Raw genomic sequence first — 19,512 nt, 5'->3', positions numbered from 1 at the left:
ACAAAAAAGCCGCGACACTTTTTGGTATCGCGGCTTCAAACTTTTTATACGCTATTGAGCTTATTCAAACTCAATGGTGACAATCTGCTTCTGGCTTTGACCATTGCTACTAGTGTAAATGTAATAACTAAATGAGTCGCTTGCACCATTTGCACTGCCATTTGGTGTATAAATAAATTCACCAGAGTATTCACCGATGGCTACGTCGCCGAAGGCAGGCGCATCTGCCAACCCAAATGTCACCCCATTGCCACCTGGTAGCTTGCCAGCAAAAGCAGCATACTCAGTCGTAGTAAACTTAACATCAAGGCTGTTATCTACTTCAACCGCGCCAAAAATAGTACCGTTGTATCTATCAATCGCTTTATTTTTTCGGACATCTTGTTCGAAGTCGTGATACAACAGCAAATCTTGTTGACAACCTAGTTCCATTTCCTCTTTACAAGCATTTATCTCATCTTCAGATAGTGCACGAGTCCATATCGCAACATCATCAATGTGACCTTTAAAGGTGTTTGTTGTTGTATCTGTAGAACTGTAAGCGCCAATACGAAGTGGTACGTGGTTGTTCAAGTTACGTTTTGTACCTAAACCACTGCTACCAACGTTCTTGCCGTCTAGATACATTGTCACTTTAGCGGCATTTTCCCAATCAACAACAACTGCAGCATGGTACCAACGCCCGGTATTAAGTTTTTGACCCGTTGCTTCATATCCTTTTTTGCCATTGTTGTATGCATCATGGTTCCACGTTAAACGGTTTCTTGTGTTAACACTCCACGTCCAGCCTTTATAACCATTGGCACCACCAATTTTCTTATTAAGGATGATACGTGTTTGGTTGCCAGAACCTGGTTCTAAATAGATCCAAGCTTGTGCTGTGAAGTTGTCACCACCGAAGTCAAGTGAACCATCGACAGGGTCACCAAAGTCAACATAATCACCATTACCGTCAAACGTTAAATATGTATTATGCTTTTCAAGCTCAGGCCCGTTCACTAACGTCATCGTACTCTCGCCTGTTAGATCTTCTAATTCACCGTTAACCGTACTGTCAAAGTGATAGTAAGAAACTAGGTTTGAGTTACTTAATGAAGCGCCTAAGTAACGATTTGCCGCGATAGACTCTTGTGATTTTGCGTAATCCCAAATACGAATCTCGTCAATATTCGCATCTAACTTCTTGCTAATGCCATCGTTGCCAGAACCCCACACAAAGTAAACGTTACTATCTTTTGCAGCATCCACTTCAGAAATGATTAGTTCACCGTCTAAGTATACTGACAACTGCTGGGTCGGCTGATCATAACTCACAGCATAGTGCTGCCACTGACCAACAGTGATTGTCTCAGTCGACTTAAACGTGGTGTTTGTTGCTTTCACACGTAAACGACCATCAGAGAATATTCTCACCGCAGCCTTTGAAGTGTTTGCGTCTTCTGAAAAAGTGAATAAATTAGAGTTTTCTTCTGGATTCAACGAGTTCACTTTTACCCACGCTTCAATCGTGTATGAACTGTTTGGATTAAAACCAGAGTCCATAGTTTGAACCATGCTCTGATCAGTACCGTTGATTACAATAGATTGACCAAAACCGCTCATGATAGATAAGTCTTGATGATATGGGCTTTCAACAGGGCTCCACTCACTACACTCAGGGTTACCAAAATCAGTACCATCATGCGGGGTTACACAGAAAGCAACATAGCTATCAATGTCTTCCAATGCCAAGGTGTATGATTGATAGGATTCACCCTCAATTACTTGCGCATCATCATTACTGCCTGTCGCAGAACGATACCACTGATAACGTGAGCTCTCTTCAATATCACTTTCATGATCAGTATAAGTGTATGACGCTGATACTGTAGATTTACCGATGAAATCGCCAGCTAATGTTACTTCAGAAGCCACTGGAGCATTGTTACCATATGACAATACCGGTTCACCACATGCAGCGCTGTTACTACATAAATCAAATGATAACGCTGTTGTGAATGAGTTTTGCGCGATAGTGATTTCCGTTGGTCCACCAAAGTCTGTGGTGTTATATTGGATCTCTTTTTCGCTGTCTAATAATGGGCCATAAGAACCTTTTTCAAACATCAAACCTTGGTTACCCATAGTGTAAATGTTATCTGCGGTACAAACGGCCTCTTGGACATTGTATTCAAACTCAAGCAATTTAAATGGCATTCTAAAGAATGCATTCATTTTTGTGTTGTTAACAAATTTTGATGCAGCATTGACGGTTAATGTCGCGTCAATCATACCGTCGTTATTAACGTCATGCGTAAGTTCTGGCGTAAAGGTAATGTCTTCTTCCGGGTCAAAGTAAACCTCAGTGCCATCTTCAAGAACTAAAATAGCCGTAGATTCAATGTTCAACTCAAAGTCTTGGTGTAAATCTAGCGCTGCACTCACAAAAGTATCAAGTGTACTGAATTTGTATCTGCGATATAAATCTTCACCAGCAGGCGCAAAATAGTTATCAATACATTGTTCAGACGTGCCTTCCATTGACTCCATACCGGCTTGAGCATGCCACTTAGTCCAGTTAGAACCCCAGTAAATTTCTTCGGATACCCAGTCAGTTAAATCGTGACCAGCTAAGAAACGCAGTTTATCTACTTCTAAACCAATCGCTTTTTCAATCGCCTTTCTTGCGTTTGAAGGCACCTCAGCTAAAGAGTCACGTGTTAGATTCTTAATGAAATAGATGATCTGTTCATTCGTCATGTTTGCAGGAATGAAAGAGATTGTTGTGGCTGTTGGATCTGAGACATCAGTACTGATAATTTCGATACCATCAACTGCACCTTTATGAGCGTATACAACGTCAATCATATAAACACCATTAACCATGGTGGTGCCGTGAGTAATGTTATCACTCACATCTCTTGCGTGGTCTTCAGCGGTAACAACTGATAACTCGTAGAAGTTATTCTCAATTAATGAAGTTAATTTCTCATCGGTCAACTCACGCGTTAAATCGTAAACTTCAACACCATCATCTAACTTGTAACATTTAGAACGATTGAGTGCATTGGCACAGTTGTCACCGTATACACCAAACGATTCTGAACCGACCGTTTTCTCATAAGACGCGTAATCGATTTTGGTTTGACCATTTAGTTTTTCAAACAGCGCTGATTCATATTTAATTAAATAATCCTCAAAAATTAACTCAGCTGAGATTTGCACACCGGGAGACGACGCAATGAAGTTTGCGTTTTCGCCAACGGTAAACTTGGTTGCTAAATTAACCGGCTGACCTGCTGCAATTTCATCCGGGAATCGTAAATCCATCTCAAGCGGAATGTCAGCTTCAACCCATCCTCCGAATAAGTCCATACCGCCGACATAATGAATTTTCCCGTGTGATTCAATTCGAATAATCGCAGGATCATCAGGCAGATTTTCTTCTGGCACATTCCAAGTATGCTTCGTTTCAGTTGACGCCCACTGCGGAGAGCTCATACCTAATAGTTCAAGTACAGTGTTATCGCCCCAATAACTACCTTCACCACTTACATCACCTTCTAACGTAATTTCCATTGAATCCATATCTAATACGTCAACAGTAATCTGTGCGGTGTCTGTCGTATTGTATTGGTCATACACAATCACTTGTAATGTGTAAGTTGCGGTATTTTCAAAATCTAAGCGAGAGATGGCCGAGCTTATGCTTAATACACCTGTTTGTGCATCCAATACGAGATCACCATCTTCATTACCACTTAAAATTTGGAACGTAACGAAGTCACCAACATCATTTGCATCGGCTGCAAGTATGCCAATTTCCGTGCCACTGGCAGCAATTTCACTGACAGCAAACGTTTGGTCTTCAATCGTTGGAGCGTTATTAACCGTAACTGTTAAACCATCTTGCACTAACATAGTCGCTGAGCCAGACGTAAACACTTTATAAGTTACATTATCGATAACCTGTGTTGTTTCAGAGTCAACCCACTGGTTATTTGCTGCACCAACATAGTCGTCGTTGTCACCTAAAATACGTAAGTTTGAGTTACTGCTCACGCTCTTATTAAGCGTAATTGAGTTAGCACCTGAACCACGGATATCAAATACTTCAACGTTACGTACACGTGAGGCTTGAGTTGCAAGGTCTAGGTTAATGCCTGAACCGTCAAATACTAATGTATCTGTGTTACCGCCTGCATCAATACGCGTGAAGGTGTTGTCAGAAATATAAATAGTATCTTCACCAGGGCCTGCGTAAACGGCATCAGTGCCACCGTTAGTTCGAATAACGTCGTCACCTGTACCAGTGGCAATATTATCTGCAGACGCAGTACCTGTGACAGTGTCGTTACCCTCAGTCCCCCAAAGCGTTACTAACTTGCCATCACCATTTAGAACATACACAGCACCTGTGTTGTTTAAATTGTTTTTGTTCGCAGAAGGCGTACCAAATTGAATGTCTTTGATACCATCGCCATTAATATCACCAGCACTTGCAATGAATTGCCCGAGCTGCTCGCCACCATTACCTTCGGAGTAAAAACCTTGTTGGGTTTCAATGATCTCACTAAGATAAACAGGCTCTGTACCTGCGCGGCCATAAACAGCGTAAACGCGACCTTTGTTGTCCTCTGCAAACGGATCACCGATGATGATGTCGTCAAAGCCGTCGCCATTTAAGTCACCTGCACCACCGATTGAACCTAAAATAACTTGTAAGTCATTGTGGTCGATATTTGACGCGTCATTGTGAATTACAAAACCACCATTGCCATTGGCAATATCCGCTAGATTGATTTCATCAGCAACGTCAACACCGCCAAATAAGATGTATGCACGAGGGTGATCAATACCAGAGCAACAACCAGTGTCTGTCAACAATAACGCGATATCGTCAACACCGTCTGCGTTCACATCACCTACGTGCGAAGTGGTAAAAGAAGGAAGTGCATCAAGAGTTGCATCACCAAAATCGAAACCATAATTGCCGCTGCCTTGTGGCGTGATCTTGATGCCGTTGCCTGCAGATTTAATGCTGTTATATTTCACAGCCTCTCCGCCGATGCGGCCATGAACAACGTAACTTGTACCAGAGGTATCAACAAATAAACCGTGGCTAACAATAAAGTCTGTTAAGCCATCGCTATTAAAGTCACCCGTTGGTAAAACTTGTGCGCCATAATACCAGTCGCTAAATAACTTTCTGCTTGGACGAGTAATCGCAAAACCTTGCTCGTTGTAGTCAGTCGCAACGTTAGCTAACTGAACAACATTGTTGTCTTTTTTACCGTAAACAACATACGCTAGGTTTGGATCAGCTGTACCATCTTCAAGTAAATCTCTTAATGCAAAAGAGCCTGTGCCCGCTAAGAAACGAGTAACCGTTTCACCAATAACAATATCACCCAGACCGTCACCGTTAACGTCACCAACAACTAACGTACCACCTGCATAATCTTCTGTGTATGCACCGTGAATAGCAAAACCATAGTCGCTCCCGCCAGCATTCATATCAGATAATGGCACATAGTTAGTACCAGCTTTACCAAATACAACATATACTGAGCCAGAGTAATCGCCATTAGTTCCCGCATAAGGAGCACCAACTACTACGTCTGATAATCCGTCGCCGTTAATATCAACACCACCAGCAACAGCGAAACCTGCGTTGTCGCCAGATTCAGCTCCCATGATACCAAAACCGCGAGTACCACCGATCACTTCTGTTAGTGATGGGAATGTGCCCGTTGCATCACTGAACAGAACGTAAGCAGCACCATTATCTTCGTACATAAAGGTGCCATCATTTCTATAAACATCTGCTTGAGGAGAGCCAACAATGATATCGTCGAAACCGTCACCATTTACGTCTCCAGCAGGAGCTACTGACCAACCAGCCCAATCATCCGCTGCCAGACCATCAATGGATTGCGCATTGTTGTTTAGTGAATCGTTTATGTCAGTAACATTAATCGTAACTGGCGTGTCATAATGATTACCCGCGCCATCTGTAGCTCGAACAGTCAATGAATACTGGTTATTACCTAGTTCAAAGTCTAATTGCGTTTGGTCAGCAACTTTAATTTCGCCTTTAATCGGATCAACTGAGAATACCCCGGCGTCGTTACCAGACACGATAGAATATGTATAATGCTCAAGTGGAATATCCCAACGACCGGCTTCAAAAATTTGATAATGAAGTTCAAACTCACCAAAACGATTTGGTACAAGGTTTTCATTATTTGAATGCAAATAACCTTCTAGCATCATAGGGGCAACGAAGTTTAAGCGTACGGCTGCATCGAAAATCTCTTTGTCTTTGCCAACGGCTTGTACAAAAACAACCGGATTGTTATACGATTTTGAGAAAGTAATTGAGAATGGATTTTCGATGTCAGTATCATCAACCGTGATAACACCTGTTTCACCAACAATAGCCATCGTCTCAGTAAACAATAAACCTGTACCTTGTAATGCAAATACGTTTACGTTTTCCGCAGCGTGTGAAGCATCATCAAGATTATCAATATGAACTTTTACTTTATTTGCAGACAATTCATCAACTGCCACGCCACTTTGCGAAGTGCCGTTGTACGTCGATAAAGAAGTTAAAATATTCGGAGTGTCTGTCATCGGCACACTGAACGCGTGACCGTGAGTATTGTGTGTTACCGAAATGCCTGTGCTTGACACGTCGATAGGCTTGTCGTTCCAAAAAGCTGAAATAGGCTCAGCAAATGCAATCCAACCTAGCGTTTCACCTTCGCCAGTATCAAGGAAGCTTTGGATAACGCTAGTGCCTTTTTTGTCTAACTCTGACTCTAATACCGCTTCAAAACCTAGGGCTGTTACATTGTCTAGACGATGACGCATTAACAAGCGATTATTGTTCTTGCTTGTTACGCCAGAATAAGAATAAGTACTTACTTCGTACTCTACCTGATAGTCACTGTTTGACTGTATTTGCCCAAACACGATTGGTGCTTGTGTAAAGGTTGAAGCAAATGAAATAGGTTCAAACGCTTCACCATTTGTTACCCAGTTTTTTATCTCAGTTTTACCAACTTCTAAACGTACCTTTTTGTCTGATTCGCCATCAAGGAAGCTAACAGTACCAATGATCGTGTTCGCTTTAGTATTTTCATCAACATTTATTGTCAATGGGGCCGGCGTTGCCTGAACAAAGTTGGGAAAACTAGTCCCCACAGTCAGTAATGCCAAGTACAGTTTGTTCCGCATTATAGTATTCATACCCCTCTACCTGGTCGGTAAATACAGCTTAAGATATGAATTTATCTCACAAGAATGAGATTTAAATATGTATACAATAAGGAAGTTTAGACATTTCTCATTAGTTTTCTGGGCCTTGAGCATGCCCAAAAACCCAAACTAACTGGACTAAAACAATGAGATATATACAAGCATATTTGTCATGTAACATTTTGCGTAGCTAAGGCGTGAAAATACGAGATAGGTTTTAAAAGTAGGTTAGCAAACGCTTGCATGCACAAGCGTTTGCTAATGTAAAAAGGGTGAGTCAGCCTGTAAGCCGGGTTCTGTTCTCTCCCGAGGGAGATCGATAATCATTCGTCTAGGCTTGGGATCGCTCCCAAGCTCGAGCAACCTACCCGGTTCCGATGCGGGCCACACCATAAGGAACCCTATTTGGTCTTGCTCCGGGTGGAGTTTACCTTGCAACCAACTGTTACCAGTGGCCCGGTGCGCTCTTACCGCACCCTTTCACCCTTACCGGTTCCGAAGAACTTAGGCGGTCTTCTCTCTGCTGCACTTGTCGTAGGCTCACGCCCCCCAGCCGTTAGCTGGCACCCTGCCCAATGGAGCCCGGACTTTCCTCCCCCTGATCATTTTCGTCACAGGCAGCGATTATCCGGCTGACTCAGGCGGGCGATTATACGCACCTTTGCCATAAAACGCAGCATTAATTTGCGTTACTTACCATTATTCCCCTTCGCGCTCGGCGATGATGGCTTTATACAGGGCGTTTTTCTTCAATCCGAAGTACTCAGCGGCAATGCCGCAGGCTTTTTTCAGCGGCATTTCCCCTTCCAGCAAGCCAATCAGTTGTTTGGCTTCCGGCGACATTTCGCTGCTCACCTGGGTTTTACCCGGCAGCATCAGTACCAGCTCGCCCCGCTGACGCTCAGGTTCGTTTTCGAGAAACGCGATCAGCTCACACACTGGCCCACTGAAAAAGGTTTCATAGGTTTTAGTCAGCTCTTTGGCGAACACTACCTGCTGCTGCTCACCCAGTGCTGTTTGCAAGTCAGCCAGACTGGCCATGATACGGTGAGTGCTTTCATACATAATGCTGGTGATGCCGGACTCATGTGCCTCTGCAAAGAAGCTCTGGCGAGCCTGGCTTTTAGCGGGCGTAAAACCAATAAACTGGAAGCGATCCGTTGGCAAACCAGAGCAGCTCACTGCTGCAATTGCAGCACAGGCGCCAGGCACAGGGGTAACCTGAGCGCCGGCTTCACGACATAAGTTCACCACCGCATAACCAGGGTCGCTGATCAGCGGCGTGCCAGCGTCAGATACCAGCGCGATGTCCATGCCCTGCTCCAGCCAATCCAGAACCTGCTGCGCCTTTTGTTTCTCGTTGTGGTCGTGCAAAGCAAAGGTTTTTGCTTTTATGCTGAAATGACTCAATAATTTACCTGTGTGACGCGTGTCCTCGGCAGCCACTAAGTCGACGTCTGACAGCACTTTCAGCGCACGTTCACTGATGTCTTCTAAATTGCCTATGGGCGTGGCAACGATATACAGGGTGCCAATTTTGTCTGAGATTTCGGCATTTGTCATTGAGCTCTCCAGGGTCAGTCAGTAAGATATCCACAAACAAAAGGTATGAGTATAGGTTTGCGAGTGAGACTGAAAAATATAAGTCTAGTGATTGCGGTATTGTCAGGGTTATCGGCCTGTGGCACAACCCCTAAAACGGCATCAACGCAAGACAATCAGACATTGGCCACAGCCTCTACCGCACCAGCTGAACAACTGGATGCGCAAGGTCTGTTCGATAAGGCCAGCAGCAAACAAGGCGCAAGTAAAATCCAGTTGCTCTATCTGGCAAGGCAAGCCGCCATTGACGAACAAAACTGGCCCATTCTGGAACAGGCTTGTAGCGAGCTTGAAAGCAAAGCCAGTGTCGATCATGTACAAAACAAACTGTATACCGCGTTGGCCAGACAACAACAGCAGAAATTCAGCAGCGCGCTGGCCTTACTGCAAACGTTGGAGAGCAAATTAAAACTGCCAGAGCATCAGGCCTGGCATCAGTATTTAATGGGCAGCGTGTATGCCGCCCAGCAGTTGCCCAAAAAAGCACTGGTTCATTATTTTAAAAGTGCCGACCTGGCCAACAAACACCAAGTGTCGATTTCTGGTCTGAACCGGGACATCTGGCAGGCATTGCAGCAGTTGTCCTCCTATGCGCTGGAGCGCTTCGATCGCGGTACGGTTATCCAGCAAGGCTGGGTTAAACTGGCCAAATATCATCAGATCTACCTCGGGTCGACGGTACAACTTCATCAGGCGTTAAATAACTGGCAACGTCGATATACCAGTCATCCGGGCAGTGAGATCATACCCACAGAGGTAAAAACCACGCTGGATCTCGCGCCCTATAATGTGACCCGCATCGCGGTCTTATTACCAACCTCTGGCAGCAGTGAACGCCTGGGCAGAGCCCTCAAAAATGGCTTCCTGGCCGCAATGGACAACAACCGGGTTGAAGAAATTTTCTTTATTGATGAAACGCTGGATGTTGCACAAATTGATAAAGAGCTGCAGCAAAGTCAGGCCGAATTTGTCATTGGTCCGTTACTCAAAAGCAATGTAGAAAAGCTCACCGCCAGTACATATTTAACAACCACACCTGCCCTGTTTTTAAATACCCTGGATACCGCTTCACAGGCCGGGAATCCAGACCATTATTACTTTGCGCTGGACCCTGAGCATGAGGTTGAGCAGGCCATGGTGCACTTTCTCGCCAAAGGCTATCAAAAGCCGATGCTATTGGCGCCCGATACCGCATCCGGTAAACGCCTGATCAGCCACTTTGAAACCCAGTGGCAGCGTTATAGTGAAACTCAGCCGGAAGTCGGCTTTTACTCAGACAGTGAAAACATGGCCGAAGTAGTTGGCCAATTGCTTGAAGTAGACAGCTCAAAACAGCGGATCAGCACCATTAAGCGTATGTTTCGCAAAGAGCTGGAAAGTGAGACCCGTTCACGTCGTGATATAGATGCCATCTATATCTTAGGGGATGCCATTGAAACTCGTTTACTCAAACCTTATCTGGACGTCAATGTTAGTACCTTTGCCGATCGTATCCCCCTCTATGCCAGCTCACGAAGTTACAGCAAGCAGATAGACAAAACAGACAAAGGGGACCTTGAAGGGCTGTTTTTCACCGAAGTACCCTGGATGCTACCCGGCGCGGTCAAATTGCAAAACTTGCGCGAACAACACTCGGTCTTATGGCCGGAACAATCAGACATTGAGCAACGTCTGTTTGCCATGGCCTATGACGCCCTGAACCTGCTCCCTGAAATTAAGCAGCTGAGTAAAATACCAGGCAAAGAATTTGACGGCCTGACTGGTGCGCTCACCATCAAAGAGGCTAACCGAATTGATCGTCAGCTGAGCTGGGCACAATATCACAAAAAGCAGATCAGACTGGTGAGCCTGGACCAGCGCCCACCTACGCCGCTGTTTATGAAACAGCTGTATGACAATTACCAGGTACAGCAGTAAACGATGTTTGGCAACCTGTTCAGTCATAGCCGAGAAAAAGGCCAACATTATGAAGAGGTTGCTGAAACTTATCTTAAACAACAGGGTCTTAAAGCCATAACGCGTAATTATTTATGCCGCTATGGTGAAATCGACCTGATCATGAAAGAAGGCGATACCTGGGTGTTCGTCGAAGTAAAATTCCGCCGTGGCGGAGGCTTTGGTGGTGCAATCCAGGCGCTGAGTCAAAGTAAGTTACAAAAATTGCGTCGCAGTATATATAATTACCTGCAACAATCTGCTTTGCACAATGTCCCTGTCCGAATCGACTTTGTAGCAATTCAAGGCGATAAAAACCCAGATATCCAATGGATTAGAAATATAACTTAGTATGCAAGAATCAATTAAAGAGATCTTTACCGAAAGTATTCAAGCACAAATTGCCGCAGGTGAAGCGCTCCCTGAGGTACTTGAATCAACGGCTTATGCAATTGCACAGTGCCTCATCAACGGCAATAAACTGATCTGTTGTGGCGTACCAAGCTGCCACATGATGGCGGAGCACTTCAGCAATCTGTTGGTGAATTACTTTGAGACTGAACGCCCGTGTCTGCCTGCACTGACCCTGAGCCAGACTCAGATCAACCTGAGTAACAACGACGAGAACCAGGGGTCGGACTATTTTGCCCGCCAGGTTCGCGCTATTTCAAACGAAAATGATCTGCTGTTTGTTGTGGCCATCGACGGGCATGAAAAAAGCGTGATCAGTGCCGTAGAGGCGGCGCTGACCAATGATCTCAATGTCATTGCGCTGATCGGCGATGATGGTGGCGAGCTAACGGGACTGCTGGGACCCAATGACGTAGAAATACGCGTGCCCAGTAAACGTGCCAGCCGCATTCTCGAGACCCATTTGTTTACCGTACACTGCCTGAGCCAGTTAATCGACAATATTCTCTTCCCACAGGACGCATAAAAGATGTTAAAACGACCTGCACTGATACTTTGCTCTGTGTTATTGATCCAGGGCTGCGCAGCCGCAGTTGTGGCCGGTACCGCTGGCGCTGTCACGTCAGCCAATGACAGACGAACACTGGGCTCACAAATTGATGATAACAATATTGAGATCAAAGGAACCCTGGCACTTAAGCGCATTCCCGCACTGGCTAACCACGCAAATATTAGCCTGGTGAGTGTCAACGGCCACGTACTGATGGTGGGCCAGGTGAGCACCATAGAAATGAAACAACAAGCTCACAGCACCCTGCAAGGCGTTCAGGGCATTAAGCAAATATACAATCAGCTGCGGATCGGCAGCAACATTGGTATCACCACCCAGACAAATGACAGCTGGTTAACCACCAAAGTAAAAACCAAATTGATTGCCGACGACCACATAGATGGCAGCAATATTAAGGTCGTCACCGAAAACAGCGAAGTCTTTCTGATGGGTCTGGTCAATCACACAGAAGCCGAGCGAGCCGTTGATATTGCACGCAATGTGCACGGAGTGCTGAAAGTCGTGAAGGCTTTTGAAATCTTATAGTAAATAAGTTAGAGATAAAAAAACCTGCCCTATGGCAGGTTTTTTTATGATTTGACGTGCTACTTTATCACTCTCAGATGCGAGGTTTTCTTCGCCTTTTCAGGTGTTTCTTTATCGGTTGAAGTGGCTTCAACTGATCCCTCACGTTCTTCTGCTTGAGTCTGAGCATCGTCTTCTGAGAGCATATCATCCTGCGGATGTTCCGGCTCAGAGAAGATCGTACCTTCGCCATTTTCACGCGCATAGATAGCCAGTACAGCACCAATTGGCACATAAACCTGCATGGGCTGGCCAGAGAAACGCGCGTTGAAGCTCAATGCATCATTGTCCATTAAAAAGTTAGCAGCTGCTGAAGGGCTAACATTCAGCACTATCTGCCCCTGCTGAACAAACTGACGTGGTACCTCAACCGCCGGAAACTCAGCATCAACCACAATATGGGGTGTACACTGGTTATCGACAATCCAGTCGTAGAAAGCACGCAATAGATAGGGGCGATTTGAAGTCATTAGCTGCGGATCTCACGCTCAGCTTCAGTTAATGAAGCCTGGAATGAATCGCGTTCGAATAAACGCAGCATGTACTCTTTCAGCTCTTTTGCACCAGCACCTGACAGGTCAATGCCAAGCTGTGGCAAACGCCATAATAGAGGTGCTAGGTAACAATCAACCAGGCTGAACTCTTCACTCATGAAGTAAGGTGCTTCACTGAAGATAGGTGCGATCGCAAGTAATGCCTCTGTCAGCTCTTTGCGTGCCTGTTCTGCATCTGCACCACCGTGCGCAATCTTTTCTGCAAGGCTATACCAGTCTGTTTCGATACGGTGCATCATTAGACGGCTGCGACCACGCATAACAGGGTAGACAGGCATTAATGGAGGATGAGGGAAACGCTCATCTAGGTATTCCATTATGATATTTGCCTGATACAGACCTAATTCTCTGTCGATCAGAGTGGGAACTGTACCATAAGGGTTAATCTCATGCAGTGCCTCTGGCAAGTTGTCCTTTTCGGCCAGATGAATATCGACACTTACCCCTTTCTCGGCCAATACGATACGAACCTGATGGCTGTACATACAGTTTGCACCGGAGAAAAGAGTCATAACAGGGCGCTTATTGGCAGCAACGGCCATGCCTACCTCCATAAATTAATGACAAAGTAATAAAATCACTTTAATACCAATTTTATGTAATAAAATCGATAAAAACAGCAATAGGGGCTTAAGCCCCTATTGCATCAATTGCTGGAAAATGTCCAGATTAATGGACATCTCTCCAGTATTCTTTCTTCAGCAGGAATGCCAGAATGAAGAAGATAACCAGGAAGCCAAGTACTTTAATACCCATTGCTTCTGATTGAAGACGTGAAGGCTCACCAACATAGGCCATGAAGTTAGTCAGGTCACGAACTGCCTGATCATATTCATCTGAGCTTAGCTCACCTGAACCATCTGTTGAGATGCTTTTCACTTTCTGAACGACTACGCCGTTCTCTTCTACTTCTTCAAATTCCGCAGTAGGCACACCTTGTAACTCTTGCAGTACGTGTGGCATACCAACCAGTGGGAACACTGAGTTGTTCACACCAAACGGACGGCTTTCGTCAACGTAGAATGACTTCAGATAAGTATAGATCCAGTCAGCACCACGTACACGAGCAACCAAAGTGAGATCTGGTGGCGCAGCACCAAACCATTTTGCTGCGTCATCTGTATCCATGGCATTCAGAATGTGACCACCCACTTTTGAACCATCAAAAATTAGGGTCTCTTTACCAATATCAACCGGGATACCGATGTCACGGAAAGTACGCTCATAACGCTGATACTGCATCTGGTGACAACCCAGGCAGTAGTTCATGAACAACTTAGCGCCGCGTTGTAAAGACGCATTATCAGTCAGGTCATGGTTCGACTCCAGTAAAGGAACCGACGGACCGGCTGCCATTGCAAAGGTAGGCAGCAATGCGAATAAACCAATTAGTAGCTTTTTCATCATTTCGTCAACCTCGTAGGCAATGGCTTAGTCGTTTCATTCTTCGAGTACACAAACAGCAGTACGAAGAACATGAAGTAAGTTACGGTACAAATTTGCGACAGAATCGTTGAAGTCACTGTCTGCGGTGTTGCACCAGCCCAACCCAGGATGAAGAAGGTAACAACGAACTGAGCAATGTTCAGCTTGTGGATACCACTACGGTAGCGGATTGAACGAACCTTACCACGGTCTAACCAAGGCAGTAATGCCAACATCACGATAGATACACCCATCGCAATAACACCCAGCAGCTTGTCAGGGATTGCACGCAGGATGGCGTAGAATGGTGTGAAGTACCAAACAGGGAAAATATGCTCTGGTGTTTTCAGCGGGTTAGCCGCTTCAAAGTTAGGCGCTTCTAAGAAGAAACCGTTCATCTCTGGCATGAAGAATACCACCCAGCAGAACAGAATTAAGAAACCAGCCACACCCAGAATATCTTTAACGGTGTAATACGGGTGGAAAGGGATCGCATCAACGATATCTTTCTTACTTGTATAGTACTCGTGGAACTTGAATTTAGGCTTGTCTTCTTCAGCAACCGTGCCTTTTTTACGCTTGATGTCGATACCGTCAGGGTTATTTGAACCCACTTCGTGTAGCGCAACAATGTGCAGGAATACCAGAATAACCAGTACCAGTGGCAGTGCAATCACGTGTAATGCAAAGAAGCGGTTCAGAGTCGCACCTGAGATTACGTAGTCACCACGGATCCACAATGTCAGGTCTTCACCAATAACCGGGATCGCACCAAACAGTGAAATAATTACCTGAGCACCCCAGAATGACATCTGGCCCCAAGGTAACAGGTAACCCATGAATGCTTCAGCCATCAACGCCAGGAAGATAAGCATACCGAAGACCCACAGCAACTCACGCGGCTTCTGATAAGAGCCGTAGATCATGCCACGGAACATGTGCAAATAGACAACGACGAAGAATGCCGACGCCCCTGTCGAGTGCAAGTAACGAAGTAACCAACCGTACTCTACATCACGCATGATGTATTCAATTGAAGCAAACGCGCCTTCGCCTGAAGGAACATAGTTCATAGTCAACCAGATACCCGTCAGGATCTGGTTTACCAGTACCAGGATAGCCAGTGAGCCAAACAGATACCAGAAGTTAAAGTTCTTAGGTGCTGGATATTGCGCGATATGCATATTCCAGACACGGGTCATTGGAATACGATCGTCAATCCAGTTCATCACAGCGCCGATTGCGCCTGGCTTATCAACCTTCGCAGTCATTATGCAACCCCTTCTTCTTCACCTACCAAAATGGTAGTGTCGTCAATAAAGGTATAAGGTGGGATCTCCAGGTTCAGAGGAGCTGGTACAGCCTGGAATACCCGGCCGGCCATATCGAACTTAGAACCGTGACAAGGACAGAAGAAGCCGTGCTCCGTTCCTTCAACCTTCTCACCAAAACCACCATTGAGGAACGACGGAGAACAACCTAAGTGAGTACAAATACCGACTGCGACAAAAATCTCAGGGCGCTTAGAACGATGAGGGTTTTTGGCAGAGTCGAGCTGTTGTGGCTCTTCTGAGTTAGGATCACGAAGGTTTCCTTCGTGTTTTTTCATTTCATCCAACATCGTAGGCGTACGATACACAACCCATACAGGTTTGCCTCGCCACTCAACACGAATCAATTGTCCAGGCTCAAGCTTGCTGATATCTACTTCTACAGGCGCACCTGCAGATTTAGCTCGCTCACTCGGATTCCAAGACGCAATAAAAGGAACAGCAGCTCCAACCGCACCAACGCCACCTACGACAGAGGTAGCGATAGTTAAGAAGCGACGTCGGCTGTTGTCTACAGGCGCATTGCTCATCCACTTATCTCCACTATGAATCTCAACACTTGCTATATTGAGAACATCAGTTACAGCAGGTTAATTTTAAGAAACTACAAAATAGACGCGATCATAAATAAATCCCTTGATTAAAACAAGGTTATTCCAGCACCATGCCCGAATAAACCCACGAATATTAGGGGATTGGTTACTTCGAGCATGAAGCCGATTTACTATGGTAAAACGTCATACGCGACCTTTCACTGACTAAGATCAAGCTCAGCAGACGAGCTATCAAAATTTAACCAGTGTTTTCGCGACTCATTACTTGCCCCGCAATTGTAGCAAAAAAATGCGCTGAGATATCGTCCGAACTCGACTAATTATTATAATTATTGAACTTTTTTGACCATAAATCTGGCCGAAGGATTAAACATGCCATTGAGAAGGAAAATGGACGGCAAAAATTGCGAAGATTTATGACTGCAAAAAACAAAAAACCCAGCACGAGGCTGGGTTTTTGCAATTCTGAAACGTAATAAATTAACGTTTTGAGAACTGAGTCTTCTTACGTGCTTTCTTAAGACCAACTTTCTTACGCTCAACTTGACGAGCATCGCGAGTAACAAAGCCAGCTTTACGTAGAGAAGGACGTAGTGACTCGTCAAACTCCATTAGTGCACGAGTGATACCGTGACGGATAGCACCAGCTTGACCAGTCATACCACCACCTGCAACAGTGATGTATAGGTCAAACTTTTCTGTCATTTCAACTAGCTCTAGAGGCTGACGAACAACCATGCGAGAAGTTTCACGACCGAAGTACTCTTCGATAGAACGCTGATTAATTACGATGTTGCCAGTGCCTGGGCGTAGGAATACGCGAGCACTTGAACTTTTACGACGACCTGTACCGTAGTATTGATTTGCCATGAGTAGTGCTCCTTAAATGTCTAGAACCTGAGGCTGTTGAGCCGCGTGGTTATGCTCGTTACCAGCGTAAACTTTCAGTTTACGGAACATTTCACGACCCAGAGGACCGCGAGGTAACATGCCTTTAACTGCTTTTTCGATGATCATTTCAGGCTTTTTAGCTTGAAGTTTTTCGAAGTTTACAGATTTAAGGCCACCTGGGTAACCAGAGTGTGCATAGTACATTTTGTCCTGAGCTTTGTTACCAGTTACAGTAACTTTCTCAGCGTTGATAACGATGATGTAATCACCAGTGTCAACATGTGGAGTGTACTCAGCTTTATGCTTACCGCGTAGGCGAGAAGCGATTTCAGTAGCAATGCGACCTAAAGTTTTACCTTCAGCGTCAACTACGTACCAGTCACGTTTTACAGTTTCTGGTTTAGCAACAAACGTTTTCATTATAAAAATCCAAAGTTTTCAGTTAAAACCACAGGTAGTCCGAATGACTACCGCTCTACTTTTTGGTGCTTTAACCCCTTCGAGTTTAAGACTTTTTTGCCGCTCAAGTCAGTGGCTAAGCCGACGAGGGCAATAGTAACGCAACGTGGCAGGCCGCGGATTATAGCAAGGGTTTTGCCACGATGCTAGGGGATGGCTGTTTTTTCCACAAAAAACATGCCATTCTCTGAAATATGTGTGAATTGCCAGTTTTAAGGCATTATGCACGCATTATGCAAGGTGCTCGCGGGCGAGATACTCCAGCGACTGCATTTCCTGTAAGCGACTAATGCAGCGCTTAAACTCAAAGTTCAGTGTACCGTCGGTGTAAAGCTCTGTGATCGGTGCTTCTGCGGAAATGATCAAAGTCACGTTGCGCTCATAGAATTCATCCACCAGTGCAATAAAGCGCCTTGCCGCGTCATCGTTGTTCTGCCCCATCTGTTTAACATCAGATAAGATAACGGTGTTATACAGGCGACTGATCTCCATATAATCCACCTGAGAGCGCGCCGTTTCGCACAGCGCACTAAAATCGAACATCACAATGCAGTCAGACACTTTACGGGTCTGGATCAGACGCCCTTCAATCTCAATTGGCTCGTCCAGTTTGCCTGGTTCAGGCGACAGTTTATCAAAGTACTCAAACAGGTTATCGTCGGCTTCTTTGCCTAGCGGACTGTGAAAGATCTCGGCTTGCTCCAGCGTTCGCAAGCGATAATCGATCCCCGAATCCACATTAACCACTTCCGTATTTTCATTCACCAGTGCGATTGCAGGTAAAAAGCGTGCGCGTTGCAAGCCATTACGGTACAGCTCATCAGGAATGATATTGGACGTTGCAACCAGCACAATACCGCGCTCAAACAGCGCTTCCATTAAGCCACCGAGCAGCATGGCATCGGTAATGTCCTGCACAAAGAACTCATCGAAACAGATGATATCCGTTTCGGCTTTAAAAATGTCTGCCACCACTTCCAGTGGGTTTTTCACTTCTTTCAGTTTTTTGAGCTCATCATGAACGCGATGCATAAAACGGTGAAAATGGACCCGCATTTTGCGCTCAGTCGGTAAAGCCTCATAAAACGTATCAACCAGATAAGTTTTTCCACGCCCTACGCCGCCCCAGAAATATAGCCCTTTGACTTTAGGCTGTTGTGTCTTTTTCAGTCCAAACAGGCTGCCCAGCAGGCTTTTTTTGACCGGCACCTGATTGACCAGATCATCATAAAGTCTTTGCAGGTGCCGGACGGCATTTTCCTGTGCGCTGTCGTGGTGAAAATCATCACGCTGTAAGTCTTGTTGGTACTTTTCCCAGGGCGTCATCATCTTTTTTATTGTCGAAGAGCAGTTTTATTTGCCCGCTATATTAACACGCATCGAAACTCAGCGTATATTTAAGCTATCTAAGTCGATTATTTTTTTGCATTCGGTGCGCCACTTAGTCGCATCATCAACAGGAGTATTTTATGACGACAATCGCCTGGTTCGGGATCCTTGTACTCGTTGCAGTGGCCGCATTTATTGCTGGTACGCAATTGACTAAAAAACGCTTTAAGCATGATGAGCTGGAGCAAAAAGCGCAAGAAGCACAGCATGCACTGGAACAATATCGCCAGGATGTCAGCGATCACCTTGCAGACAGCAAAAAGCTGATGGCTAAACTGGAAGAAAACTACACCCTTTTGAACCGTCACTTTGAAGACGGCAAACAGCTCCTTAGTCAGGAAAAGTCCACGCCAAGCGAGCCTTTCTTCTCAAAAGAGACCACCGAGCAATTACACGCTTCATTACATATGCGAGGCGAAAAACGTCGTGCCAATGAGCAAACACACGATGCCCCACCAAGTGATTATGTCGAAGGAGAAAGCGGCCTGTTCAAAGGAGAAGGGTCACAAAGTGAGCAATTAAAAGCCTCTTGATGAACTTTTTTTTGACCCCATAGTCAGTAGAAATAGCAATTGAATAAT

15 protein-coding genes and 1 other RNA gene are annotated in these 19,512 nt (G+C 45.3%); 5 read left to right on the top strand and 11 right to left on the bottom strand.

Features of this window, described 5'->3' with window-relative positions:
• Positions 1-60: 60 nt before the first annotated feature.
• The 3 genes from QNM19_RS11145 to rsmI all read right to left on the bottom strand — a co-directional run bounded on the left by QNM19_RS11145 (position 61) and on the right by rsmI (position 8,808).
• On the bottom strand, positions 61-7,236 hold the full coding sequence (locus QNM19_RS11145; protein ID WP_284026701.1) for a LamG-like jellyroll fold domain-containing protein: 7,176 nt from the start codon (positions 7,234-7,236) through the stop codon (positions 61-63).
• Between the two features lie 278 nt (positions 7,237-7,514).
• Positions 7,515-7,885, bottom strand: an RNA gene (gene rnpB, locus QNM19_RS11140) — RNase P RNA component class A.
• A 59-nt stretch (positions 7,886-7,944) separates the two neighbouring features.
• Positions 7,945-8,808, bottom strand: a complete 864-nt coding sequence (gene rsmI, locus QNM19_RS11135; protein WP_049862858.1) for a 16S rRNA (cytidine(1402)-2'-O)-methyltransferase — start codon at positions 8,806-8,808, stop codon at positions 7,945-7,947.
• Positions 8,809-8,871: 63 nt separating this feature from the next.
• Here rsmI and QNM19_RS11130 point away from each other — a divergent pair, with 63 nt between their 5' ends.
• From QNM19_RS11130 to dolP, 4 genes are read left to right on the top strand one after another with little or no spacing between them, the layout of a single operon-like run.
• Positions 8,872-10,764, top strand: coding sequence for a penicillin-binding protein activator (locus tag QNM19_RS11130; RefSeq protein ID WP_049862891.1), 1,893 nt, complete (start codon positions 8,872-8,874; stop codon positions 10,762-10,764).
• A 3-nt stretch (positions 10,765-10,767) separates the two neighbouring features.
• Positions 10,768-11,133, top strand: a complete 366-nt coding sequence (locus QNM19_RS11125) for a YraN family protein (protein WP_049862859.1) — start codon at positions 10,768-10,770, stop codon at positions 11,131-11,133.
• A 1-nt stretch (position 11,134) separates the two neighbouring features.
• Complete coding sequence (locus QNM19_RS11120; RefSeq protein WP_010386593.1) at positions 11,135-11,719, top strand: SIS domain-containing protein; 585 nt, start codon at positions 11,135-11,137, stop codon at positions 11,717-11,719.
• A 3-nt stretch (positions 11,720-11,722) separates the two neighbouring features.
• The gene (gene dolP, locus QNM19_RS11115; RefSeq protein WP_049862860.1) at positions 11,723-12,289 is read left to right on the top strand and encodes a division/outer membrane stress-associated lipid-binding lipoprotein; all 567 of its coding nucleotides are present in this window, start codon (positions 11,723-11,725) and stop codon (positions 12,287-12,289) included.
• A gap of 59 nt (positions 12,290-12,348) precedes the next feature.
• On the opposite strand, the gene QNM19_RS11110 is transcribed toward dolP, so the two are convergent.
• The 8 genes from QNM19_RS11110 to zapE form a co-directional block, all read right to left on the bottom strand.
• On the bottom strand, positions 12,349-12,798 hold the full coding sequence (locus QNM19_RS11110) for a ClpXP protease specificity-enhancing factor (protein ID WP_049862861.1): 450 nt from the start codon (positions 12,796-12,798) through the stop codon (positions 12,349-12,351).
• The gene (gene sspA / locus QNM19_RS11105) at positions 12,798-13,424 is read right to left on the bottom strand and encodes a stringent starvation protein SspA (protein ID WP_049862862.1); all 627 of its coding nucleotides are present in this window, start codon (positions 13,422-13,424) and stop codon (positions 12,798-12,800) included. The genes QNM19_RS11110 and sspA overlap by 1 nt, the downstream gene beginning before the upstream one ends.
• A gap of 127 nt (positions 13,425-13,551) precedes the next feature.
• Positions 13,552-14,289: a cytochrome c1 gene (locus QNM19_RS11100; RefSeq protein ID WP_040644677.1), complete on the bottom strand. Its 738-nt coding sequence runs from the start codon at positions 14,287-14,289 to the stop codon at positions 13,552-13,554.
• Positions 14,286-15,578 (bottom strand): cytochrome b, encoded by a 1,293-nt coding sequence (locus QNM19_RS11095; RefSeq protein ID WP_049862863.1) that lies wholly within the window; start codon positions 15,576-15,578, stop codon positions 14,286-14,288. Before QNM19_RS11095 ends, QNM19_RS11100 begins: the two co-directional genes overlap by 4 nt.
• Complete coding sequence (petA, locus tag QNM19_RS11090) at positions 15,578-16,168, bottom strand: ubiquinol-cytochrome c reductase iron-sulfur subunit (RefSeq protein WP_010386601.1); 591 nt, start codon at positions 16,166-16,168, stop codon at positions 15,578-15,580. The genes QNM19_RS11095 and petA overlap by 1 nt, the downstream gene beginning before the upstream one ends.
• Before the next feature lie 504 nt (positions 16,169-16,672).
• Positions 16,673-17,062 carry a 30S ribosomal protein S9 gene (rpsI, locus tag QNM19_RS11085; RefSeq protein WP_049862864.1) on the bottom strand — a complete coding sequence of 130 codons (390 nt, stop codon included), beginning with the start codon at positions 17,060-17,062 and terminating at the stop codon, positions 16,673-16,675.
• A 12-nt stretch (positions 17,063-17,074) separates the two neighbouring features.
• Positions 17,075-17,503, bottom strand: coding sequence for a 50S ribosomal protein L13 (gene rplM / locus QNM19_RS11080; RefSeq protein ID WP_010386604.1), 429 nt, complete (start codon positions 17,501-17,503; stop codon positions 17,075-17,077).
• 270 nt (positions 17,504-17,773) lie between these two features.
• On the bottom strand, positions 17,774-18,868 hold the full coding sequence (gene zapE / locus QNM19_RS11075; RefSeq protein WP_125558647.1) for a cell division protein ZapE: 1,095 nt from the start codon (positions 18,866-18,868) through the stop codon (positions 17,774-17,776).
• 143 nt (positions 18,869-19,011) lie between these two features.
• Here zapE and QNM19_RS11070 point away from each other — a divergent pair, with 143 nt between their 5' ends.
• A complete protein-coding gene (locus QNM19_RS11070; protein ID WP_049862865.1) occupies positions 19,012-19,464 on the top strand; it encodes a Z-ring associated ZapG family protein in 453 nt (150 codons plus the stop codon).
• The last annotated feature ends 48 nt before the right edge of the window (positions 19,465-19,512 follow it).

It is taken from the genome of Pseudoalteromonas ardens, assembly GCF_030125445.1.
Lineage (GTDB): Bacteria > Pseudomonadota > Gammaproteobacteria > Enterobacterales > Alteromonadaceae > Pseudoalteromonas > Pseudoalteromonas ardens.
Note: the sequence above shows the minus strand (reverse complement) of the source record. Positions and strands in the feature narration are given on the sequence as shown.